Raw genomic sequence first — 23117 nt, 5'->3', positions numbered from 1 at the left:
GAGTGCAGCGTGGTCCTTCCCAAAATCGCCTTCAACCACGTCCTAATACTTGTAATCCATGTAACGATACCGGCTGTACTTGTGCCCAAATCCATACTCATAGCGCCGTTTCATATTGAGTCCGTTGAATATCACCCCGGTAGCCTTTACTCCCGAATTAAGGAGACGCTTGGCAGATTCTTGCAATTCACCTAGGCTCGTAAACTCCGATCGCGCCACGAGAAATAAGGCACCGGCGAGCGGCGCGAGGATCGCAGTGTCTGATGCCGCCAGCACCGGAGGCGTATCGATAATGATCATGTCGTAATGCTGTGCCGTCTCCTGTACCAGATTCGGACTCGCAGGCGCCATTAGCAATTCGGCCGGATTCGGTGGCAATACCCCAGTTGAAAGAAAGTCCACGTTAGGCACCACCTGCCGATGCACGGCGTCGGCGAAATTTATGCTGCCGCTCAGCACTTCGCTCATGCCCTTTTCGCGCGGCAAATCGAAGTATTGATTTAGATGCCCCTTGCGCATATCGGCGTCGATCAACAGCACCTTCTTGTTGACCGCCCCCAGTATTGCCGCCAGATTCACGCTCGTGAATGATTTTCCAATGCCAGGGGTTGGGCCTGTGATCAGGATGATATTGTTGGCTGCGTCCGACATCGCAAACTGCAACGCGGTGCGGAGACTGCGAAGGCTTTCAATTGCTGGATCCTGCGGCGCGGTGATGGCCAGCACGTAATTGCCACCATCGCTTTTGCCCGCTTCCCTTGTTTTCCGTACCTGCGCTTCGGAATGAGGTACGGTCGCGAACACGTGCAGTCCTGTGTGCTCTTCGATATCGGCCGGGCCATTGAGCCCCGGCCTCATGCTGTTGCGCAGGAAAGCCAGAGCCAGTCCAATCAGAAGGCCGACGACTGCCGCCAGCGCTACGACCAACGAGCTTTGGGGCTTCACCGGCTTGTATGGCGCAACCGCCGCATCGACGATGCGCACATTGCCCACCTTGCCCTCCTTTACCAGTCGCAACTGCTGCGCTGCGTTGAGCAGATTGACGTAGAGTTCGCTATTGACCTTGACGTCGCGAGTCAAGCGCAGCAACTCCTGCTCGGTGTCGGGAAGCGCCTTCACCCGTCCGTTCAACTCACCGAGTTCGGCGTTGATAGCGGCAATCTGGGCGTCAAGCGTGCGAATGCTGTGGTGCTCGGCTGTGTAGAGCGCGAGCAGTTCCTTGCGCTTCTGCTGAAGCTCGAGCAGGCTGGTCTGCAGCTTGACGGATTGCTCCAGCACCAGCTTGCCCTCTGTGCCGAGGTCGAAGGTGCTGTTGCGATGGCGAAAACCGCTGAATTTGTTCTCAGCCTCTTCCATCTGCAGCTTCAATTGCGGTAAGAAAGTGCCCAGGAATGTCAGGGACTTCTCGGCCTCTGCAGCTTTGCGCTGCACGTTCTGCCGCACGTAGAGGGAGCCAATTTCGTTGAGCGTGCGTGAGATTTCCCGCGGGGAAGCACCCTCCAGGCTGGCGCGAATCACTCCGGATTGCTTGCCTTCTTCGGCGATGCCGAGTTGCCGCTGCAGTTCCTCCGTCACCTGCAACGTAAGGTTGCGGGTGACTTCAAACTGCGCGCCGGGACGGCCCACCGCCGAAGCAACCAGCAGGCTTCCCGCCACGCCGTTGATGTCGTAGGTCAAGGCTTCGCCGACCTTTCCTTGCGCCAGCACATCTCCGTCGGGTGACGACAGCTCATACCCTTCGTCCAGCAGGCGCACACGGAAAGGTTGCCCTTCCAGGCCCTCCGGCACGGTAAATTTGGCAACCTCCAAGGCTTCGTTGCCACTCACCAAGCCGCCCAGCCCCAGGAAGCCCGGGTTTGAAGGCTCCTTGCCACGCTTGGCGAGCCAACGGCCAACGATCGGCAGGTATCTGGGCGTCACCTCGACATCGAGGGCGAGGTTCTTCACGGCCTGGCCCACCACCAGACGGGATCGCAATATCTGCATTTCCGCCGAAGCGGGCGAGCGGATATCGAACAGGCCGGAAGCCTGCCCGAGCAGATTGCTGACGCCATCGCTCTTGCCGTCCTCTACCTGGATCACGGTATTGGCCCGGTACACAGGGGCACTCAGAAGCGCGTAGGCCGCGCCAGCGACCATCGCCACAGCGGTGACTGACGCAATCAGCCAACGGTGATCGAGCACGACGTCGAGCAGTTCGAGCAGATTGATTTCGTCTCCGGCGACGGATGAGCGCGAGGCTCCGGACGAAATGGAAGAAGAGGAATTCATTCGCGGGACATTGGGGTTGGCGGTTGTTGTTCCGATCGGGGCGGCACTCAAGCAATCTGGCGAATGCGCGCGACCCAGTCGGCAGCGCCGCGGGCGATGTCGGCACAAGCCGTTTCGAAGGCGGCCTTGGGTTGGCGATAGGGGTCGACAATGTCGAACCCACCACGATCGCCCAGTCGGAACAGCTTGCCGCGCACGAGCGGATAACGCTGCTCGAGGTCGGTCTTGTGGCGCTGCTCCATGACCAGGATCAGCTCAGCGGCTTGGCACATCCAACCGGTGATCTGCTGCGCACGGTGCGCCGAAAGATCCAGCCCATGCGCGGCACCCACCTCGACCGACAGCGGATCGGCCGGCGCACCGACCAGCGCGCCGAGGCCTGCGGACCAGACCTTGGCCTGCGGCAGGTCGCGGGCCATGAAAGCCTCGCCAAGAGGGCTTCGGCAAATGTTGCCCACACAGACCACGAGAATGTTCAACATCAGTTGTTGCCGATGCTGTTGCCGACGTTCATGACCTGCGCGCTCGGCAGGATCAGGGTGATGACGCGGTTCCAGCGAACCAGTGCTGCCGGGTCCACGTAGACGACGTCGCGCGACTTGAGCTCGAAGCCTTCGGCCAGCGCATAAGCTGCGGGTGAGCGCGCGTCGAGGTGAAAGATTTCCGGCTCGGCTTCGATGCGCGAGCGCACCACGTAGATCTGCCGAGGCTCACCAGTGGCGGTGCTCACGCCGCCCGCTTCACCCAAGGCTTCGTTGAGCGACAAGCGGCCGTTGCGCAGCGGCAATGCCAAAGGACGCGTGACCTCGCCCATCACATAGACCTTGGCATCCTCCCGGCTGTAGACGCGCACCAGGTCTCCATTGCCCAGCAGGATCTTCGTCGGGTTGATGCCGAGAGCAGTCAACTGCTGCATGTTGACGATGGCTGTGTTGCCGTCGCGCGAGACGGAGACCATCGACCGGTCCGCATCGGCGGCAAATCCACCCGCACGATTGATCGCTTCCGGCAGCGTCATCGGGATGTCGTTCACTGCCTGCAGGCCCGGCGTCCGAACCGAGCCGTCGACATAGACCCTGCCACTACGGTACGACTGGATGCGCACCGTCATCTTCGGATCGTTGAAGTACTTGGAAAGACGAGCACTGAGTTGCTCGCGCGCCTCGTACTCGGTGAGCCCCCCCGCCTTGAAGCTGCCCACATAGGGGAACTGGATCAGGCCGTCAGGGCTGACGTTGTAGCCGTTGCTGACAGGCGAGCCGCTTGTCGCGTCGGTGGTGATGGATCCCGCCGGCGCCAGCGCCAGATCGGGATGGTCCCAGACCACGATGTTGAGGATGTCGCCGGCCCCGATGCGGTAAGCATCGGGCGCGCCGTACAAACGCTTGACGTCATCGCTCACGTCGGTGGCTTTTTCGGCCCGTTGGCGGCGAATCAACTCCGGCGTAATGGACTGCAATGCACCCTGAGGCGCCGGATCGTCGATGGTGTCGCCGGCCACCATCACGGCCCGCTCATCGAAGCTCATGCCGGGCGACATCGCGCACCCCGTCGCCAGGATGAGCATCGTCGCGCCAAAAAGCCGTTGAGCCTGATGGACCAACGGTGCAGGGAACTGAGGAAGAAGTCGAGGGAAATACATATCCGCGAAGACTTTGGACAAACACTGCATAGGCAGAGGGAATCGGCAATGGGCGTTCGACGCGCGAACACACAATCACCACCGACTCGAAAGTCTCGGGTCGAGCAAAAAATCTAGAAAACATGTTGAGCGAAGCCGCTCGCGACAGGAACTCGCCACCGCAGCAAAAAAAGCCCGAGGGATGAAACCCGACACGAAGTCCCGCAATTGAAATGAACGGGCGCTGTCGCCGCTTCTCGGAATTCAGAACCCACCAATTAATTCGGGCGAACTATATCAGCGGCGAATTACAAGGAATCGCACAAGACCGACAAAGAGAAATGATCGCGACTCAAAAAGAATTTTCCATTGATAATTTGGAATATTCTTTTTACGAGCCTAAAGCCCTATTGATGCGATTCCATAAAAGGCATCTTAATTCACAACAAATAGAACTTTTTATTCGCCCAACCATTGACGAACAAAGGACAGTCGCGCCGGTTTGCGCCGCCTGCAAGCGCTGCGATAACGCTGATCGTCCGGCAAGAAAAAAGCCCGCTGTCTTGCGACAGCGGGCTTCTTGCGATTCAACGGTGAATGGTAGGACGTACTGGATTCGAACCAGTGACCAACGGATTAAAAGTCCGCTGCTCTACCAACTGAGCTAACGTCCCATTACCAGATTTCTTTGACCAGATCTTCGCCGGCACAGAATCCGGCAAAGCCCAAGATTATAGCGTGGCTTTTCGTGCAATCCCATCGAGAACCCAGCCTGCAGCACATTGTCCGAAGGTGGCCGTCACGCTCACCACGGACCCATAGCCGTGGCAGTTGAGCGAACCATCGCCTTCCACCGCGCACGAGGCGTCGGGCGGCGCCACGCTCTCGCGACTGAAGACGCAGGTCACGCCGATTTTGCGGCCCTCGCGCGGTGCGCCGTGCTCCTTGCGCAGTCGCTGCCGAAGCTGCGCAAGCAAGGGATCGTGGGTGACCAGCGCAAGGTCGTCAATGTCGACCTTGTGCGCCAAGCGCTTGCCGCCCGCTGCGCCCACCGTGATGAAGCCTGCGCCCGCGTCGCGTGCCCATGCAGCCATGGCCACCTTGGCTCTCACCTGGTCGCATGCATCGATGACCGCAGCAGCGGGGCCGTTCGCTGCTTGTGCCGTGGCAAGCAGTTGGACCCAATTGCCCGGCTCCACGAACTCGTCCAGTGCAAGCACCTTGCAAGCCGGGTTGATCTGTGCGATCCGGTCGCGCATGGCCTCGACCTTGGCTTGGCCCACTGTGGCGTCCAGCGCATGGATCTGGCGGTTGATGTTGGATTCGGCGATGTGATCGAGGTCGACCAGTGTCAGCCGCCCCACTCCGCTGCGTGCCAGCGCCTCGACGGCCCACGAGCCGACGCCGCCGATGCCGGCGACCAGCACATGCGCATCGCGGATGGCAGCAGCGCCCGCTACGCCGTAGAGACGCTCGAGCCCGCCGAAGCGGCGGGCCAGATCGGCGTCGTCCGTAGCGACGGGGGAAACAATGCTCGACAAGATGCAGCCGAGGTTAGCGAAGTCGCGAGAGGCGCTCGCGTCCCGCCTGCGCAGCTTCGGACTGCGGGTAGGCCTTGGTCAGGTCTTCGAGCGTACGGCGCGCCGCGCGCGTGTCCTTCAATTCGATCTGGCAGTTGGCGATGGACAAGACTGCTTCAGGGGCCTTCGCGTGATCGGGAGCCAGCGACAGCATGGACCTGAAGTTGGCGATGGCCTCGTTGTAATTGCGTGTCGCGTATTGCGCATTGCCGAGCCAGAACAGCGCGGACGCGTTGTAGCCGCTTTGCGGATAGCGTTTGACGAACTCGGCGAAGGCCGTCTGCGCCTGTGCGAACTGGCCAGCCCTGAAGATTCCCAGCGCCGCATCGAAGTCGGCCTTCTCGCGAGGATCGGCCGTGAACTCGCGGCCATCGACGGCCACCTTCGAAGGCTCGTTCTTCTTGAGCTTGTCGTCGACTTCCGTCTGACGCTGCTGCATTTCAGTCACGGTTCGCGTGAGCTGTTCGTTCTGCCCGGTCATGCGCGCCAGGTCGCCGCGCATCTGTTCGATCTGGTTTTGCAGATCGAGAAGGCTCCGGCGCAGTTGCGCGTTTTCGTCGTTCTGGCGCTGCTCGCTCTGCAAGCGCATGGCCTCGACGCGCTGGCGCAGGTCGAGGATGGCGCGGCGGGCCTCGTCATCCTCGAACAGCGCAGCCTGCGCGCCCAGTGAGGCGCACAGCAAGGTGACTGCGAGGGCCGCCCCTCGCAAGGAAACACCGCGCATCATCAACGGTAGGTGATTTCAGCGCGGCGGTTTTGCGCCCAGGCGTCTTCGCCCGAGCCTTGGGCCGCGGGCTTCTCCTTGCCGAAGCTCACAGCTTCGATCTGGCTGTCGGAAACACCCAGGAGCACCAGCGAACGACGCACGGCTTCGGAACGCTTCTGGCCCAGCGCGAGGTTGTACTCGCGGCCGCCGCGTTCGTCGGTGTGACCTTCGATAGAGATGCGGCGATTCGGGTTCGCCTTGAGGAAGCGTGCATGGCCGTCGATGAGTTGCTGGAACTCGGGCTTGACGGTGTAGCTGTCGAAATCGAAGTAGATGATTCGCGCCACGCCAACCGGGCCCTGAGCGGTTTGCGCATTCGGGTCGATGCTGACCGGCGCAACGCCGCTGGCCGCCCCACCCGAGCCTTGGCCGGCGTTGCGGTCAACCACCGGCGTGTCGTTGAGCTTCGTGCCCGACGAGCAACCGGCGATCAGCGCCACGATGGCCAACGAATAAATCGTACGTTTCAACATTTTCGAACTCCTCAAGTTAATCATTGCTTTTGAAACGGACCCCAGTCCGGTTCGCGGATGTCTCCGGCCTGTCCCGCCAGGCGTGCTTTTATTTTTCCGTCCAGCGTCGTGGTCATCAGCGCTTCGCGGCCTTGCAGCCGGGTGGCGTAGACGATCAGCTTGCTGTTCGGGGCGAAACTGGGTCGCTCATCGGCGGTCGTGTCGGTAATTGCCTGCACGTTGCCCGTCGCCAGTTCCATCACGTGGAGTTTGAACCCGCCCCCTACGCGCGAGATGTAGGCCAACCACCGGCCATCGCCGCTGATTGCCGGAGAGATGTTGTAGGTGCCGCTGAAAGTCACCCGTGTCGGGTTGCCGCCATTGGCGCCCATCTTGTAGATCTGCGGAGCACCACCGCGATCGCTCACGAAGTAGATCGAACTGCCGTCTGCAGAGTACGTCGGCTCGGTGTCGATGCTGGCGCTCTGCGTGAGGCGTCGCGGTTCACCGCCCGTCGACGGGATCGTGAATAGCTGCGACCCTCCGTCGCGACTGAGCGTGACGGCCAGCGTGCCGCCATCCGGCGCCCAGGCCGGCGCGCTGTTGTTGCCCTTGAAGTTGGCCACCAGGCGCCGCTGTCCGCTCGCCACGTTGTGCACGTACACCACAGGCTTGCGCGATTCGAACGACACGTACGCGAGTTGTGTGCCGGTGGGTGACCACCGAGGGGAAATGATCGGCTCCGGGCTCGCGAGCGCGGCCTGGGCGTTTTCGCCATCGGCATCGGCGACCCACAGGCTGAAGCGCGTGCCGCCCTTGGTGACATAGGCGATGCGGGTCGAGAAGATGCCCTTCTCGCCGGTCAATTTCTCGTAGACATAGTCCGCAATCCGATGCGCTGCGAGCCGGAGGTCGGCCTGGGGCACGGTGTAGCTCTGGCCTCCGAGGTCCTGGCCACGCACCACGTCCCACAAACGGAAGCGCACATCGAAGCGGCCATCGGCCAGCCGGTTGACGCTGCCCACGACCAGCGAGTCGGCAGTGCGCTGGCGCCACAGGCTCAGGTCGGGACGGGAAGTTTCATCGAGCGATTGGCCGGAGGCATCGACGCCGCGGAACTGCCCGCTGCGCTCGAGGTCGGCCTGGACGATCGCGGAAATCTTCTGGGGCGAGCCATCCTCCCCCTTGAACGGGGCAAGCGCGATCGGCAGCTGCGTCACGCCAACGCCCGACACCTCGACCCGAAACTGGGCGAATGAGGGGAGCACTGGGGAGGCGGCGAGGGCCGCAATCAAGGCGCGGCGAGCGAAGAACGATGAAGAAGGGGCTGGGGGAAAGTCTTGCAACGGCTTTTTCATGCAGTTCGGAGAGGGTTCCGAGGATTTAGTTTCTTGTCTCGGACTGAAAAGATCTCACATGGTACACATTGCAATGGTCACGGCGTCACAAAACGTGTATGAATTCGGCCCGGTCCTACAGACAAGCCGCGCCCGTAGAATGCGCCGCCATGCAGCCCTCCCCCGCCGCCGAAGTAGCGCGCCCCCCCTTGACGCGACGACTCGCGCGCCTGATGACCTGGTTTGGTGGCTCACGCCGCTGGTGGGCTCTCGGATTCTTCACCGCTCTCATTGCCGCTCTGACCGAGCCGCTGATGCCTGCGCTCGTCAAGCCGCTGCTCGATCGCGGGTTCACGCGCGGGCAGCTCGCGTTGTGGATCGTGCCGGTGGCGATGATCCTTCTCTTTGCCGTGCGCGGGCTTGCCCAGTTCATTTCGCAATATGCACTTGCGCGCATTGCCAACGAGGGCATGCAGCGGCTTCGGCGGATGTTGTTCCAGAAGCTTCTTGCGGCCGAGCTCGCCCTCTTCTCGCGGCAGTCGGCCAGCACGCTGTCGAACACGGTCGTGTATGAAGTTCAGACCGGCGGCATGCTGCTGGTTCAAGCGCTGCTGGGCCTCTCGCGCGATGGCCTGACGCTGATTGCGCTGCTGTTCTATCTGCTCTACCTGAACTGGAAGCTCACGCTCATCGTCGGCGTGCTGGTGCCGGGCGTCGGCTGGATCATGAAGGTGCTGTCCAAGCGGCTCTATCACCTGACCCGGCTCGGCCAGATCGCCACCGACGAACTCGCCTACGTGGTCGAGGAGAACGTGCTGGCGCACCGCGTGGTGCGGCTGCACAACGCCGAGGCGAGCCAGACCGACCGCTTCGAGCGGCTGAGCCACAGCCTCAACCGGCTTGCGGTGAAGTCGACCATCGCATCGGCCGCGATGACGCCGCTCACGCAACTGCTGGCCGCTGTCGCGTTGTCGGTGGTGGTGGTGATTGCGCTCTGGCAAAGCAACGAACAGGGCCTGACCGTCGGCGGCTTCGTCGCGTACATCGCGGCGATGCTGATGCTGATCGCGCCGATCCGCCGGCTCGCGGACATGGCGAATCCGATCACCCGCGGACTTGCAGCGCTCGAGCGCGGCCTCGAACTCGTCGACAGCGTCGGTTCCGAGCCCCAGGGCCGCTATGAGACACAACGCGCCGAGGGACGCATCGAACTGCGCAAGGCCCGAGTCAACTACCGTGGCGAGGATGAAGCACGCGCGCTCGATGACGTCGATCTGACGATCGAGCCCGGCGAGACGGTGGCCTTCGTCGGCCCGTCCGGGTCGGGCAAGACCACGCTGGTCAACCTGCTGCCGCGCTTCGTGCTGCCCAGTGGGGGCGAAGTGCTGCTGGACGGGCAAGACATCGGCCAATGGCAACTCAAGAGCCTGCGCGCACAGTTCGCGATGGTGAGCCAGGACGTCGTGATGCTCAACGACACCCTGGCCGCCAACGTGGCGCTCGGCGCGGAGATCGACCGCAACCGAGTCAACGAATGCGTCGCGGCCGCCAACCTCACGGTCCATGTCGAGAGCCTGCCGCAGGGCATCGACACTGTGCTCGGCCACAACGCGACCCAGCTCTCGGGCGGCCAGCGCCAGCGCCTCGCGATCGCCCGGGCCTTGTACAAGAATGCACCGATCCTCCTGCTGGACGAGGCCACCTCGGCGCTCGACACCGAATCCGAACGGTCGGTGCAGGAGGCCCTTCAGCGACTGATGCAAGGCCGGACGACGCTGATCGTCGCGCACCGTCTCTCGACGATTCAGCACGCGGACCGCATCGTCGTCATGGACCATGGACGTATCGCCGAACAAGGCAGCCATGCCCAATTGATGGCGTTCGATGGCCTCTACGCGCGCCTGCAAAACCTCGCAGTACGAGGCGCGCAGCCCGGCCAGGACCCCACGCTGTAGCCACTCAACGGTCCAACTGCGTGAGGGCCGCCGCGCCCGGCCGCCCGAAGCGGCCGGCCCGCGCCCGGCAGGGGGAAGGCGCAGCGACACGAAGTGCGCGAAGCCTGGGGGCGAGCTAGAGGAGGACGATGTCGTACTGGCCCTGCCCCATGGCGGGCTCGGCCTGCAGCGAGATCGGCTTGCCGATGAAGTCGCTCAGCCCAGCGAGATGCTGGCTTTCCTCGTCGAGGAACAATTCGATCACCTGAGGCGACGACACGATCCGGAACTCGCGCGGCGTGAACTGCCGCGCCTCGCGGAGGATCTCGCGCAGCACGTCGTAGGCCACGCTGCGCGCCGTTTTCACGATGCCCTGCCCGCCACAAGCCACGCAAGGCTCGCACAGCATGTGCGCCAGCGATTCGCGCGTGCGCTTGCGCGTCATCTCGACCAGTCCCAGCTGCGAGAAGCCGCCGGCCGTCGTCTTGACGCGATCACGCGCGAGTTGCTTGCGAAACTCCGCCAGCACCTGTTCGCGGTGGTCGTCGCGCGCCATGTCGATGAAGTCGACGATGATGATTCCGCCCAGGTTGCGCAGCCGCAATTGGCGCGCAATGGCCTGCGCGGCTTCCAGGTTGGTCTTGAAGATGGTGTCGTCGAAGTTGCGTGCGCCGACGAACCCGCCGGTGTTCACGTCGACCGTGGTCAGCGCTTCGGTCTGGTCGACCACCAGATAGCCGCCCGACTTCAGGTCGACACGGCGGCCCAGCGCCTTGGCGATTTCCTCATCGATCGAATAGAGGTCGAAGATCGGCCGCTCGCCCTTGTAGAGCTGCAGCTTGCCGGCCGCCTGCGGCATGAATTCGAGCCCGAACTTGAGCAGCGAATCGAACTGCTCGCGCGAGTCGATGCGGATGGTCTGCGTGTCCTCGCTGGTCATGTCGCGCAGCACGCGCTGCAGCAGGCTCAAGTCCTGATGCAGAAGCGACATGGGCGGCATGCGCGACGAAAGCTCGCGAATGCGCGACCACATCTTGCGCAGGTAGGCGATGTCCTCTGCCAGCTCGGCGTCGCTCGAATCCTCGCCGTTGGTGCGCAGGATGAAGCCGCCCGTGTTCACGGGCACCACGCCGCCGCTGTCGGCTGCGGCGGCGGCCTCGATCAACACCTGCATGCGCGTGCGCAGCGCATCGCGCAGGTCGGGCGGGATCTTCTGGGACACGCCGACGTGGTTGTCCTGCGGCAGGAAGACGAGCAGCCGGCCCGCGATGCTGATCTGCGTCGACAGCCGCGCGCCCTTGGTGCCGATCGGATCCTTGATCACCTGCACCAGCAGCGATTGCCCCTCGAACACCTGCTTTTCGATCGGCACCATCGCGCCGCCATTGCGATGGTCGCGCTCCGGCGCCGGGGCGCTCGGGCGCGAGCCGGGCGTGAATGGCGCCACGATGTCGGCCACGTGCAGGAAAGCGGTGCGGTCGAGCCCGATGTCGATGAAGGCCGACTGCATCCCCGGCAGCACGCGAGACACCTTGCCGAGATAGATGTTGCCGACCAGCCCACGCTCCAGCGTGCGCTCCACGTGCAACTCCTGCACGGCGCCGTGCTCGACCAGCGCCACTCGGGTCTCCTGCGGGGACCAGTTGATCAGGATGTCTTGCATCTGTTTTCTAGAGCCTGAAGCCGGCTTGGCGCAGCAACTGGGCAGTCTCGAACATCGGGAGGCCCATGATGCCCGAATGCGAGCCGCTGATGTGTTCGATGAACGCTGCCGCCCGCCCCTGGATGGCGTAAGCGCCGGCCTTGCCGAGCGGCTCGCCGCTGGCGACGTAGTGGGCGATGTGCTGCGCCTCGACCGCGGCAAAGCGCACGTGCGAGACATTGAGTGCGGCGTACCGCTGCGGGCCGTTCTGCAGCGCAATGGCGGTCATGACGCGGTGGGTGCGGCCCGAGAGCAGACCGAGCATCCGCTCGGCATCGCGCTCGTCCTCGGGCTTGCCGAGGATCGTGCGCCCGATGGCGACGGTGGTGTCTGCGCAAAGGATGGGTGCTGCGGGCAAGCCCAGCCGCTCGTGCCGTGTCACGGCGGCATCGAGCTTGAGCGCCGTGACCCGCTGCACATACGCCGTCGGCGACTCGCCCGGCAACACGGCTTCCAGCGCCTCCGCATCCTCATCGGGTGCCGCCAGCAGCAATTCGTGACGAACGCCGAGTTGCGCAAGCAACTGGGCACGGCGCGGACTTTGCGACGCCAGGTAGATGAAGTCTGAGCTGCTCATTCGCGGTGATAAGGATGTCCGGCGTTGACCGACCAGGCGCGATACAACTGCTCCACCAGCAGCACCCGCGCCATCGCATGCGGCAGGGTCAGGTCGGAGAGCCGGATGCGCTCGTGAGCCGCCGCCTTGAATGCGGGATCCAGGCCGTCCGGGCCGCCGATCACCAGGGCAACGTCATCGCCCTCGCCTTGCCAGGCTTGCAGCCGAGCGGCCAGGGCCTTGGTGGTGAGCGCGGTGCCCCGCTCGTCAAGCGCGACGATGCGCATGCCCTTCGCGATGGCGGCTTCGATCCGCTCGCGTTCGGCGGCGTAGAGTGTTTCGAGCGTCTTGGAGCCGCGCGGCTCGGTCTTGACGGCGCGGAGTTCGAGCTTGAGTTCGGGCGGGAAGCGCTTGGCGTAGTCGTCCCAGGCGGTCTGCGCCCAGTCAGGCATGCGCTGCCCGACTGCGACCACCAGCAGTTTCATGACCTTGCGGAAGCGGTCTTGCGCGCGACCTTCTTGGCCGCGGGGGCCTTCTTCGCTGCGGCCTTCTTGGCAGGCGCCTTGTTCACGACCATGGTCTTCACCGGCTTGGCTGCGGTCTTCTTGGCCGCGGTCTTCCTGGCGGCTGGCTTCTGCTGCTTGGCGGCCTGCTCGGCCGCACGGATCGCCGTCTTTGCGGCGCTCGAACGGCGCAGGGAGGTGCTGCTCTTCGCAGCGACAGGCGCCTTTTCTTCCGAGGCCTTGGCGATGGTGGGCTTCGTCGCACCCAGCTTGGTGCGCACGGGCTTGTCGCCCCAGATCTCTTCGAGGTGGTAGTACTGGCGGATGGCGGGTTGCATGATGTGCGCCACCGCGGCGCCGCAGTCCACGATGATCCACTCGCCGTTGGCCTCGCCCTCCACCCTCGGCTTGTTGAAGCCCGCCTCCCGCACCGCGTCCCGCACGCTGGCAGCCAGTGCCTTCGTCTGGCGGTTGGACGTGCCCGAGGCGACGATCACGCGCTCGAACAAGGGAGAGAGATGCTCGGTGTCGAAAACCTGTATGTCCTGCGCCTTGACGTCCTCGAGGCCATCGATGATGGCTCTCTGGAGTTTCTGGGTGTCTTTCTTGGCGGCGGCTTCAGTGGTCATCAGGCGGGTCGGTAGAGGTGGTGTTGTTCAATATAGCGTGCAACCGCCGCCGGAACCAGACCGCGAAGGTCTTCGCCACGCGCGGCGCGCGCCCGGATGTCGGTCGCGCTGGTGTCCATTGGCTGAAGTTCGAGCTTTTCGAATCGCGCGCCGGAAGGCACGGATGGCAGGGTCCTGGGATCGAATGGACCTGCAGAGCCCGTGGATGTTGCACGAAATGCTACGGAAATTATAGCGGTCGAGAGAATCTCCTCCCAACGGTGCCAGCGCGGCAGCGACATCGCCTGGTCCGCGCCCATGATCAGCACCAGTTGCACCGCAGGCTGCTCGAGTTGCAGTTCCCGCAGGGTGTCGAGCGTGTAGGTGGGGCCAGGACGCGAAATCTCGCGCGCATCGACCACCGTATTCGCATGTCCTTCGAAGGCCAGCCGCGTCATGGCGAGGCGATCGTCGGCGGCACTCAGGGAACGGTCCTTGTGCCATGCCTGCCCGGTCGGGAAGATGCGCAGCTCGGCCAGATCGAGTTGTGCCAGCGCCGCCTGGGCCAGCGACACGTGGGCGTTGTGCGGCGGATCGAAAGCGCCGCCGAAGACACCCACGCGCGGCTTGTTCAGAGCCATTCGCGCCGCACGATGAAATCGCTGTACAGCGCTGCCTCCGCGCTGCCCGGCTCGGGCTCCTGGCGGTAGGCCCAGCTCGCGAGCGGTGGCATGGACAGCAGGATCGACTCGGTGCGCCCGCCCGACTGAAGGCCGAAATGAGTGCCGCGGTCCCACACCAGGTTGAACTCGACGTAGCGCCCGCGCCGGTAGAGCTGGAACTCGCGCTCGCGTTCACCGTACGGCGTGTCGCGACGGCGCTCCACGATCGGCAGGTACGCCGGCAGGAAAGCATCGCCGACCGAGCGCAGCATGGCAAAGCTTTGCTCGAAGCCGGGTTCGGAGAAGTCGTCGAAGAAAATGCCGCCCACGCCGCGCTGCTCATTGCGGTGCTTGAGAAAGAAATACTCGTCGCACCACTGCTTGAAGCGCGGATATTTGTCGTCGCCGAAGGGCGCGAGCGCGTCGCGGCAACTCTGGTGGAAATGCACCGCGTCTTCCTCGAAGCCGTAGTACGGCGTGAGGTCCATCCCACCGCCGAACCAGCACACAGGCTCGGCGTCCTGCGGCAGCGCCGCCAGCATCCGCACGTTCATGTGAACGGTCGGCACGTAAGGATTGCGTGGATGAAACACCAGCGAAACGCCCATGGCCTCGAAAGGTGCACCCGCGAGTTCAGGCCGGTGTTGGGTCGCCGAGGGAGGCAGCCTGGGTCCACGCACCTGCGAGAAACCGCAGCCGGCACGCTCGAACAGGGTGCCGCCTTCAAGAATGCACGTCAGACCACTGCCCTGCAGAGGCTCGCCCGGCTCCTTGCGCCACGCGTCGCGAACGCACTGGCCGCCGTCGGCCGCCTCGATGGCTTCGACGATGCGCTGCTGCAGGCCTCGGAGGTAGTCGCCAACCTCCTCCGGCCTGGCTCCGGGCAGGGTCTGCATCAACCGTGCGAACCGCGCGCGTGGACGGCGCGGTGCCCGATGTCCTTGCGGTATTGCACACCGTCGAACTGGATGCGCGCCGCGACCGCGTATGCCCGCTGCTGCGCCTGCTTGACGCTGTCGGCCAGCACCGTCACGCAGAGCACGCGTCCGCCGCTGGTCTTGAGTTCGCCGGCGTCGAGCGTCGTGCCTGCGTGGAAGACCACCGCATCGGGCGCTTCCGGCGGGATGCCCGTGATGCGATCGCCCTTGCGCGGGTCGAGCGGATAGCCATGCGCCGCCATCACCACGCCGAGCGCGACACGGCGGTCCCAGTCGAGTTCGACCTGGTCGAGCGTGCCGTCGGTCGCATGCCAGAACACCTCGAACAGGTCGGACTTGAGGCGCAGCATGATCGGCTGCGTCTCGGGGTCGCCCATGCGGCAGTTGAATTCGAGTGTCTTCGGATGACCCGCCGCGTCGATCATGAGACCGGCATAGAGGAAGCCCGTGTACGGAATGCCATCCTTTTCCATGCCGCGGATCGTGGGCAGGATGATTTCGCGCATGGCACGCGCGTGCACCTCGGCCGTGACGACCGGCGCCGGCGAATAAGCGCCCATGCCGCCGGTGTTCGGACCTTCGTCGCCGTCGAGCAGGCGCTTGTGGTCCTGGCTGGTGGCCAGCGCGGTCACGTTCTTGCCGTCGCACAGCACGATGAAGCTGGCTTCCTCGCCCTGGAGGAATTCCTCGATGACGACGCGGGCGCCGCCTTCGTTGTGCGACACGCCGAATTTGTTGTCCAGCAGCATGAAGTCGATCGCCTCATGCGCCTCTGCGAGCGTGGTCGCGACGACGACGCCCTTGCCGGCGGCCAGGCCATCGGCCTTGATCACGATCGGCGCACCCTTGGCATCGACGTACGCGTGCGCAGCCGCCGCATCGGTGAAGGCCTCGTACTCGGCCGTCGGGATGTTGTGGCGCTTCATGAAGGCCTTCGAGAAGGCCTTGGAGCTTTCCAGCTGGGCTGCGGCCTTCGTCGGCCCGAAGATGCGCAGGCCATGCGCGCGGAATTCGTCGACCACGCCGGCCGCCAGCGGCGCCTCGGGGCCGACCACGGCCAGCGCGATCTTTTCCTTCTGGGCCCACGCGCGCAGCGCTGCGGGCTCCGAGATGTCGATGCACTCGTAGCGCGGATCGGAGCGCGTGCCGCCGTTGCCCGGCGCCACGTACACCCTGCCGATCCGATCGGACTGCGCCAGCCGCCACGCCAGTGCGTGCTCGCGGCCGCCTCCCCCAATGACCAGTACCTTCATTCGCAGGCTTTCATGCGCGCTACCGTCATTCGGACAGCGCAGCGTTGTGATAGACATCCTGCACGTCGTCCAGGTCTTCCAGGACGTCGAGCAGCTTTTGCATCCGGGCGGCATCCTCGCCGGCCAGGTCGATGGTGTTTTCGGCCCGCATCGTCACTTCGGCCACGTCAGGCTTGAGGCCCGCCGCTTCCAGCGCGTTCTTGACGGCCTCGAAGTCGGCGACCGCCGTGAGCACCTCGATGGCGCCGTCGTCGTCGGTGAGGACGTCCTCGGCACCGGCGTCCAGCGCCACTTCCATCACCTTGTCTTCGCTGGTGCCCGGCGCGAACACGAATTGCCCGCAATGCTTGAACTGGAAGGCCACCGAACCCTCGGTGCCCATGTTGCCGCCGTGCTTGGAGAACGCATGGCGCACCTCGGCCACGGTGCGCACCCGGTTGTCGGTCATGGTGTCGACGATGATGGCCGCGCCGCCGATGCCGTAGCCCTCGTAGCGGATTTCCTCGTAGTTGACGCCTTCGAGGTTGCCCGTGGCCTTGTCGATGTTGCGCTTGACGGTGTCGGCCGGCAGATTGACCGCCTTGGCCTTTTCGACGGCCAACCGCAGTCGCGGATTGGCGCCGAGGTCGCCGCCGCCCGTGCGCGCGGCCACCATGATTTCACGGATGGCGCGGGTCCAGAGTTTTCCGCGCTTTTCGTCCTGGCGGCCCTTCCGGTGCTGAATATTCGCCCATTTGCTGTGTCCGGCCATGGCTCTATTTCTCGCTGTCTTGTGTTTTCAAAAGCAAGGAGCGAGTTTACTGTCCGGCGCGCACAACGAGCGGGGTCGTCTGACAGGAGCACAAGGGCCTTTTTGGGATAATCCCGCCTTGATGCGCCACGACCGTGCGCCTCGGGCGTCTCCAAGATCAATCCCGCCAATGCGCATGAATATTCCTACAACAGCACCTGAACCCTTCACGCCAGCCGAGGCGTGCCGCGTGCTCGTGATCGGTGGCGACCTCGGCCCGCTCTCGGGCGAAAACATCGTCGAGGCCAAGTGACCGCCCGCGTTCCTCTCGGGGCGCCGCCCCTGCGCGTCGAGCGCCTGTCCTTGCCCGAAAGCCTGGCGATCGCCGCCACCGGCCAGTCGCCCTTCGGCGCGCTGGGTTATGGCACCCCCGACGACCTCTCATGGATGCCGACCGTGAACGCGCGGGTGCTGTCCGAGGCCGGTGCCATGGCGGACGTGTGGCACGCCAGCGAGCACATCGAGTCCGGCACCACCGGCGTCGTGCGCTGGCGCTGCGACGGGCACTGGATGCTCGGCGCCATCGACCTCGACGAGTCGGTCGAGAAACAAGGTCTGGCCGCGCTCGCCCAACGGGCTTACCACGATCTCTTCGCCTCGCTCGAACAGACCGGCTGCGCGCACCTGCTGCGGGTGTGGAACTACCTGCCGCAGATCAACGGCGACGGGGGCGGCCTCGAACGCTACCGCCAGTTCAACCTCGGGCGGCAGGAAGCTTTCGTCGAAGCGGGCCAGGCGGCTTTCGAAGGCGCGCCTGCAGCCTGTGCGCTCGGCATTCACCAAGGAGCGCTGTGCATCCGCTTCCTGGCGGGGCGTGTCGCGCCGTTGCCGATTGAAAACCCGCGGCAGGTTTCGGCCTACCGCTATCCGCCTGCCTACGGTCCTCGCGCGCCGACCTTCTCGCGTGCCGCGCTCGCAGCGCTTGGCGGCGGGGACGTGGCGCTCTTCATCTCGGGCACCGCGAGCATCGTCGGGCACGAGACGGTGCATGTCGGCGAGGTGATTGCGCAGACGCAGGAAACGCTTCGCAACCTCGAGGCAGTCATCGCGGCGGCGAATGAACGCACGACGGCACGCTTCGACGTGGCGAGGCTGGATTGCGTGGTCTACGTGCGCCATGTCGCGGATGCACCGCTCGTGCGCCAGGTGCTCGAAGAGGCGCTGGGTGCCGCGGCCCACACGGTGAGCCACGCCGTCTACCTCGAAGCGGACATCTGCCGGCAGGATCTGCTGGTCGAGATCGAGGCCCACGCCGTCGCCAGCGGCGCATTGCATGCCTGAGAGCGCGAGTGTTCGATGATGAACCGGCCGCCTCATCCGGTGCTCTCCGTGCTCTTCGCACTGCCCCTCTACGCCCTGCTGGTTCTGCTGGGGACGATTTCGCTCGTCTGGAACCTGATCGCGATGCTGCTCTACCCGGTGTTGCCGGTCGAGACGGGGCGCAAGCTGGGCCGCAGCGTCATCGCGCGGGCTTACCGCTTCTTCTGGGCGGCCGCTTCGGCCAGCGGCATGATGCGCATCGACGCCAGTTGCCTGGACGCGCTGCGGGACGAGCGCGGGCTGATCTTCGTCGCCAACCATCCGACGATGCTCGATGCGTTGATGCTGGTGGCACGCCTGCCGCGCAGCGCATGCATCATGAAGGCGGACCTGATGAGGAACATCTTCCTCGGCGCCGGCGCCCGGCTGGCGCGCTACATCCGCAACGACTCGGCCCGCACCATGGTGCGGCTCGCGGTCGATGACCTGAAGAACGGTGGCCAACTGGTCATCTTCCCCGAGGGCACCCGCACCGTGACGCCGCCGCTGAACGCCTTCCGGCCGGGCGTGACGCTGATCGCCAAGCTGTCGCAGGCGCCGATCCAGACGGTTTTCATCGACACCGATTCGCCCTATCTCGCCAAGGGCTGGCCGCTGTGGCGCGTGCCGCCCTTCCCGATCGTCTTCACGCTGAGGCTGGGTCAGCGCTTCGCGCCGACGCAGGACAGTGACGCGCTGCTGCGGCAGATAGAACAATACTTCCGCCAATCCATGGAACAGCGCGCCCCCGACGCGCAGCCCGCATGCCAGACGTCTCGCGCACCCACCTTGTCCTGATCCCCAGCTACAACACGGGCGAACGCCTGTTCTCGACGGTCAGCGCGGCGCGTGCCCAATGGAGTCCTGTGTGGGTGGTGGTCGATGGCAGCACGGACGGAACGGGCGAACGGCTCCAGCAGATGGCGGCATCGGACCCGGGTCTTCGCGTCTGGGTGCTGCCGGAAAACCAGGGCAAGGGAGCGGCCGTGCTGCACGGTCTGCGTGCGGCGCGGGAGGCGGGCTTCACGCACGCGCTGACGATGGATTCCGACGGCCAGCATCCGGCGGACCTGATCCCGGCTTTCATGCAAGCTTCGCAGGCCCGGCCCGAGACCATGGTGCTGGGGCGCCCCGTGTTCGATGCCAGCGCACCGATGTTGCGGGTGCGCGGCCGGCGCGTTTCGAATGGCTGGACCCAACTCGAAACGCTGTTCGCGGGCATCGGCGATTCGCTCTACGGCTTCCGCGTGTATCCAGTGGCCGACCTGATCGCCATCATGGCGCGCCAGCCGTGGATGCGCCGTTTCGACTTCGACACCGAGGCGGTCGTGCGTCTCGCCTGGCGCGGCGTGAAGCCGGTCAACATCGATGCGCCTGTGAAGTACCTCACTGCAGAAGAAGGTGGGGTTTCGCACTTTCGCTATGTGCGGGACAACGCACTGCTGACCTGGATGCATGCACGGTTGATGCTGGAATTCGTGATTCGCTTGCCTGGGCTGGTGGTGCGGAAGCTTCGAAGGGCGCCGCCGTTTCAGCGCTGAACGCTGGTTTTTGTTGGGGCGGGAAGGCGTGCCGCTTGGGCAGAGCGCCCGGTAGGCGGTGCGGGCCGGTCGACCCCGCTACACCGGCCCTTCGGGCTGCCCTACAGTGCTCGCTTCAGGCGGGGTCCGCGCAAACTCGCTTCGCTCAAACACGCGCGGCCCTGATCCGCCTGAAGCTGCGCGCTTCGGCGGCGTAGAGGGGTCGCCCAACCCGCACCGCCTACCGGGCTTTGGGGTGTGCAACGGTTCTGCGCGCCTCCAACGTCCCTGCCTGCGCGCATTCACAACCGTTGATGCGGACAGTTCAACCGCAGCGTCCGCGTCGTCGGGCGGTGTGCCCTGTGCCGGCCGTTGAGGCACCGCCGAGCAGCGCAGCGGTACGCGGATCAGGGCCGCGCGTGTTTGAGCGAAGCGAGTTTGCGCGGACCCCGCGTACCGCGAGCAGCGCAGGGCAGCCGCGAAGCGGCCGGTGACGTCGGCCGGCACAGGGCACACCGCCCGACGACCTCCCCAACGTACGCCGACCAACCGCTGGGCTAGATCATCCCCCCATTGATCGAAATCACCTGCCCAGTGATGTAAGCCGCCTCATCGCTCGCCAGAAAGCCAGCAAGCGCAGCCACCTCTTCCGGCTTCCCGGCACGCTTGACCGGCACCATCTGGTTGATCATCGCTGCGTCGAACACACCATCGGCCATCGGCGAAGCGATGATGCCCGGCGCGATCGCATTGACCGTCACGCCACGTGCCGCCACCTCGAGCGACAACGCCTTGGTTGCACTATTGAGAGCCCCCTTGGCTGCCGCGTAGTTGACCTGCCCGCGATTGCCCGTCAGCGAGGCCACCGACGAGATGTTGAGAATGCGCCCCCAGCGAGTGCGCAGCATCGGCAGCAGCAGCGGTTGGGTCACGCGGAAGAAACCGTTCAGCGAAACGTCGATCACCTTGTGCCACTGCTCCGGCTGCATGCCCGGAAGCACCGCGTCGTCGTGCACGCCGGCGTTGTTCACGATGACCTGCACCGGGCCGCCTTCGAGCATGCGCTCGCAGGCGATGCGCGAAGCTTCGTCGCTGCGCAGGTCGAACACCACGCACTCGGCCTTGCCGCCCGCCGCAGTGATCGTCGCGGCCAGCTGCGCGACCGATTCGGGCCGCGAATTGGCGTGCAGCAGCACCGTGGCGCCATCGCGTGCGAGACGCTGCGCAATCGCTGCGCCCAGTGCGCCGCTGGCCCCGGTGATCAGTGCACGTTTTCCTGTGAGACTCATGAGGATGCTTCCATGGCAAGCGGCGTGTTCAGGACGACCACCGCGCGGCCTTCGGCCAGCGGCCGACCGTGCGCGTCCTTGACCGCGAATTCATAAAGGATCTGGCTGACATCGCCGGAGATCCGCTGCGCGTGCACGTGCAGGACGCCCGCGATATCGTCGATGCGTTCGACCGCCAGACGCACGTTGCGCGCGCTCGCCAGGAAGCCCGCCGAGGGCTCGCTGCCCTCCGCTGCCAGCAACCCACCATGCAACGCCATCGCCTGCGCGGCGTACTCAATCAGGTTCGGCGAGAGCAATCCGCTCGCGGTGCGCAGCGGATTGTCCGCATGCGCATGCGTTTCCGTCGTGCAGTGAATGGCATTCGCATCCCACGACTCCAGCCGCTCCAGCAGGCACATCGTGCCGCTATGGGGAATGCGCCGGGCGATGCCGGCCTGATCGAGCGTCTGTGGCGCGGTCATTCAGTGTCCTTCCAGATCGGCGACCAGCAACACATTGGCGAAGGGTGTGCCTTCGCTCATCGGGATGCTCTGCACCGCGAAACCCAGGCGCTTCAACAGCGCCATCCAATCCTTGAGCGGGCGACCCCAGGTCGGCGACACACGGTGCCCGCGAATGCGCGTCACGGTGCGATCGACCCACTGGCTGATCGCGAAACCGCGCCGGCTGTCGGCATCGCCGATGCGCAAGAGCAACCGACCACCGGGCTGAAGCGCATCGCGCACGCGGCGCAGCACGCCCTCCTGTGCGTTCAGATCGACGTAGTGCAGCACGTCCAGGATCACGACGAGGTCGCTCGGCGGAAGCTCGGCCGTGCACATGTCCGCGCAGACGAAACGCGGCTCGGGCTGCAGATGCCCCACCGACGCCTCGGCCCGCGCAACGTCCTTCGGCATGAGCTCGATGCCCGTGTAGCGGGCCGTCGCCGGGGTGGCCGGCCAATTCAGGGGCCATTCACCGGCCTTTGCCTGCATGGCGCTCATGGCCGACAGAAGACTCACGAACAGGCCCTGCCCGCAGCCGATGTCCACGACCCGACCGTGGCGCTCGCCGATCAGGCCGCGTTCGATGAGTCCGCGAAAAACCGGATCGCGCCCCAACTTGCCGCGCGCGAAATGCCAGGCGAACTTGCCGGCCTTCCTGTACGGCGCGGTCGCGCGCTCATGCAGCCGACGCCACGCGGCGTCCGTCGAGATCTGCGCGCTCATGCCGCCAGGGCTTCCGGCAGGGTCACGGCCCGAAGGCCCTCGGCACGGATGCGCGCCAGCAGCGGCGGCAGCACGTCCAGCACCACCGCGCGTCCGGCAGCCGTGCGCGCGGCATTGCCGTCGTGCAGCAGGAGGATGTCGCCAGCCTGCAGTTCGTCGGTCAGGCGCGCAAGGACGGTGTCTGCATTGCCTTCGCGCGTGTCGAAGCCGCGCCGGGTCCAACTCACCAGCGACAGACCCAGCCGATGCAGCACCGGCGCCAGGAAAGGATTGCGCAGGCCCGCAGGTGCACGGAAGCATGTCGCGCGGTGGCCGGTGATCTCCTGCAGAACCTGCTGCGCGTGAGAGATCTCTGCAGCGAAGCCGCGTGGGCCAAGAAAGGAAAAGTTATGGCGATGCCGCGCCGTGTGGTTCTGGATGCTGTGGCCACGCGCTACGATCTCGCGTGCCAGCGCCGGGTATTCGAGCACGCGCTCGGCGATGCAAAAGAAGGTGGCGCGCTGGCCGTGCGCGTCGAGCAGGTCCAGCACCTGCGGCGTGACTTCCGGGTCCGGGCCATCGTCGATGGTGATCGCGATTTCGCGTCGTGCCACCGCCGCCTGCGGCAGCCGCGTCACGTTGGGGCCCAGCAGACTGCTGCGCGGCGTCAGGCTCGCGGCGGTGATCAGCGCGTGGTTCAGCACGATTCCGCCGATGGCCCAGGGTGCCGCGCCGGGCACGAGCACGGCAGCGCCGCCGGCGAGCAGATGCCAGCCGACGCTGGCGCGAATCATCGGTGGCCAGGGCCACGAAGGAGCGACGGGGACGGGAGCAATGGGCTGCATG

Annotated in this window: 23 protein-coding genes and 1 tRNA gene; 4 read left to right on the top strand and 20 right to left on the bottom strand. The window is 65.0% G+C overall.

Going from position 1 to position 23117, the window contains the following annotated elements; genetic code table 11:
• Positions 1-42 precede the first annotated feature (42 nt).
• The 8 genes from QTH90_RS01765 to tolB form a co-directional block, all read right to left on the bottom strand.
• On the bottom strand, positions 43-2271 hold the full coding sequence (locus QTH90_RS01765; protein WP_286662815.1) for a polysaccharide biosynthesis tyrosine autokinase: 2229 nt from the start codon (positions 2269-2271) through the stop codon (positions 43-45).
• Between the two features lie 47 nt (positions 2272-2318).
• Positions 2319-2753: a low molecular weight protein-tyrosine-phosphatase gene (locus QTH90_RS01760; RefSeq protein WP_286662814.1), complete on the bottom strand. Its 435-nt coding sequence runs from the start codon at positions 2751-2753 to the stop codon at positions 2319-2321.
• Positions 2753-3838 (bottom strand): polysaccharide biosynthesis/export family protein, encoded by a 1086-nt coding sequence (locus tag QTH90_RS01755; protein WP_286662813.1) that lies wholly within the window; start codon positions 3836-3838, stop codon positions 2753-2755. The genes QTH90_RS01760 and QTH90_RS01755 overlap by 1 nt, the downstream gene beginning before the upstream one ends.
• 652 nt (positions 3839-4490) lie before the next feature.
• Positions 4491-4566 (bottom strand) — tRNA-Lys (locus QTH90_RS01750).
• 57 nt (positions 4567-4623) lie between these two features.
• Positions 4624-5433, bottom strand: a complete 810-nt coding sequence (locus tag QTH90_RS01745) for a tRNA threonylcarbamoyladenosine dehydratase (protein ID WP_286662812.1) — start codon at positions 5431-5433, stop codon at positions 4624-4626.
• A 13-nt stretch (positions 5434-5446) separates the two neighbouring features.
• Entirely contained in the window at positions 5447-6196 is a 750-nt protein-coding gene (ybgF, locus tag QTH90_RS01740) for a tol-pal system protein YbgF (protein WP_286664442.1), read from the bottom strand.
• A 2-nt stretch (positions 6197-6198) separates the two neighbouring features.
• Complete coding sequence (pal, locus tag QTH90_RS01735; protein WP_286598876.1) at positions 6199-6711, bottom strand: peptidoglycan-associated lipoprotein Pal; 513 nt, start codon at positions 6709-6711, stop codon at positions 6199-6201.
• A 20-nt stretch (positions 6712-6731) separates the two neighbouring features.
• Entirely contained in the window at positions 6732-8048 is a 1317-nt protein-coding gene (gene tolB, locus QTH90_RS01730) for a Tol-Pal system beta propeller repeat protein TolB (protein WP_444814665.1), read from the bottom strand.
• Positions 8049-8197: 149 nt separating this feature from the next.
• Between tolB and msbA the strand changes: the two genes are divergently transcribed.
• Positions 8198-9982: a lipid A export permease/ATP-binding protein MsbA gene (msbA, locus tag QTH90_RS01725; RefSeq protein WP_286662810.1), complete on the top strand. Its 1785-nt coding sequence runs from the start codon at positions 8198-8200 to the stop codon at positions 9980-9982.
• A gap of 115 nt (positions 9983-10097) precedes the next feature.
• Here the strand turns inward: msbA and rng are convergent, their stop codons facing one another.
• The 8 genes from rng to QTH90_RS01685 are packed head-to-tail and all read right to left on the bottom strand — an operon-like array spanning position 10098 to position 16934.
• Positions 10098-11624, bottom strand: coding sequence for a ribonuclease G (gene rng, locus QTH90_RS01720; RefSeq protein WP_286662809.1), 1527 nt, complete (start codon positions 11622-11624; stop codon positions 10098-10100).
• A 7-nt stretch (positions 11625-11631) separates the two neighbouring features.
• Positions 11632-12240 (bottom strand): Maf family protein, encoded by a 609-nt coding sequence (locus tag QTH90_RS01715; protein ID WP_286662808.1) that lies wholly within the window; start codon positions 12238-12240, stop codon positions 11632-11634.
• On the bottom strand, positions 12237-12704 hold the full coding sequence (gene rlmH, locus QTH90_RS01710; RefSeq protein WP_076997156.1) for a 23S rRNA (pseudouridine(1915)-N(3))-methyltransferase RlmH: 468 nt from the start codon (positions 12702-12704) through the stop codon (positions 12237-12239). The genes QTH90_RS01715 and rlmH overlap by 4 nt, the downstream gene beginning before the upstream one ends.
• Positions 12701-13351, bottom strand: coding sequence for a ribosome silencing factor (gene rsfS / locus QTH90_RS01705; protein WP_286662807.1), 651 nt, complete (start codon positions 13349-13351; stop codon positions 12701-12703). Before rsfS ends, rlmH begins: the two co-directional genes overlap by 4 nt.
• Entirely contained in the window at positions 13351-13971 is a 621-nt protein-coding gene (gene nadD / locus QTH90_RS01700; protein WP_286662806.1) for a nicotinate-nucleotide adenylyltransferase, read from the bottom strand. The genes rsfS and nadD overlap by 1 nt, the downstream gene beginning before the upstream one ends.
• A complete protein-coding gene (hemF, locus tag QTH90_RS01695) occupies positions 13962-14888 on the bottom strand; it encodes an oxygen-dependent coproporphyrinogen oxidase (protein ID WP_286662805.1) in 927 nt (308 codons plus the stop codon). Before hemF ends, nadD begins: the two co-directional genes overlap by 10 nt.
• Positions 14888-16183, bottom strand: a complete 1296-nt coding sequence (gene purD, locus QTH90_RS01690) for a phosphoribosylamine--glycine ligase (RefSeq protein WP_286662804.1) — start codon at positions 16181-16183, stop codon at positions 14888-14890. The genes hemF and purD overlap by 1 nt, the downstream gene beginning before the upstream one ends.
• 25 nt (positions 16184-16208) lie before the next feature.
• Positions 16209-16934 (bottom strand): YebC/PmpR family DNA-binding transcriptional regulator, encoded by a 726-nt coding sequence (locus tag QTH90_RS01685; protein WP_286662803.1) that lies wholly within the window; start codon positions 16932-16934, stop codon positions 16209-16211.
• A gap of 288 nt (positions 16935-17222) precedes the next feature.
• On the opposite strand from QTH90_RS01685, the gene QTH90_RS01680 reads away from it, so the two are divergent.
• From QTH90_RS01680 to QTH90_RS01670, 3 genes are read left to right on the top strand one after another with little or no spacing between them, the layout of a single operon-like run.
• Positions 17223-18254 carry a chorismate transformation FkbO/Hyg5 family protein gene (locus QTH90_RS01680; RefSeq protein WP_286662802.1) on the top strand — a complete coding sequence of 344 codons (1032 nt, stop codon included), beginning with the start codon at positions 17223-17225 and terminating at the stop codon, positions 18252-18254.
• 18 nt (positions 18255-18272) lie between these two features.
• Complete coding sequence (locus tag QTH90_RS01675) at positions 18273-19070, top strand: lysophospholipid acyltransferase family protein (protein ID WP_286662801.1); 798 nt, start codon at positions 18273-18275, stop codon at positions 19068-19070.
• A complete protein-coding gene (locus QTH90_RS01670) occupies positions 19037-19813 on the top strand; it encodes a glycosyltransferase family 2 protein (RefSeq protein ID WP_286662800.1) in 777 nt (258 codons plus the stop codon). The genes QTH90_RS01675 and QTH90_RS01670 overlap by 34 nt, the downstream gene beginning before the upstream one ends.
• Positions 19814-20349: 536 nt before the next feature.
• Here QTH90_RS01670 and fabG read toward each other — a convergent pair.
• From fabG to QTH90_RS01650, 4 genes are read right to left on the bottom strand one after another with little or no spacing between them, the layout of a single operon-like run.
• A complete protein-coding gene (fabG, locus tag QTH90_RS01665; RefSeq protein ID WP_286662799.1) occupies positions 20350-21081 on the bottom strand; it encodes a 3-oxoacyl-ACP reductase FabG in 732 nt (243 codons plus the stop codon).
• On the bottom strand, positions 21078-21545 hold the full coding sequence (locus tag QTH90_RS01660) for a hotdog family protein (RefSeq protein WP_286662798.1): 468 nt from the start codon (positions 21543-21545) through the stop codon (positions 21078-21080). The genes fabG and QTH90_RS01660 overlap by 4 nt, the downstream gene beginning before the upstream one ends.
• On the bottom strand, positions 21546-22292 hold the full coding sequence (locus QTH90_RS01655) for a class I SAM-dependent methyltransferase (protein WP_286662797.1): 747 nt from the start codon (positions 22290-22292) through the stop codon (positions 21546-21548). It abuts the gene before it with no gap.
• Positions 22289-23116, bottom strand: coding sequence for a polysaccharide deacetylase family protein (locus tag QTH90_RS01650; protein WP_444814664.1), 828 nt, complete (start codon positions 23114-23116; stop codon positions 22289-22291). The genes QTH90_RS01655 and QTH90_RS01650 overlap by 4 nt, the downstream gene beginning before the upstream one ends.
• Between the last annotated feature and the right edge of the window lies 1 nt (position 23117).

The sequence above is a fragment of the Variovorax flavidus genome (genome assembly GCF_030317145.1).
Taxonomy (GTDB): Bacteria; Pseudomonadota; Gammaproteobacteria; order Burkholderiales; family Burkholderiaceae_C; genus Variovorax; species Variovorax flavidus.
This window is presented reverse-complemented; position numbering and strand designations above follow the sequence as displayed.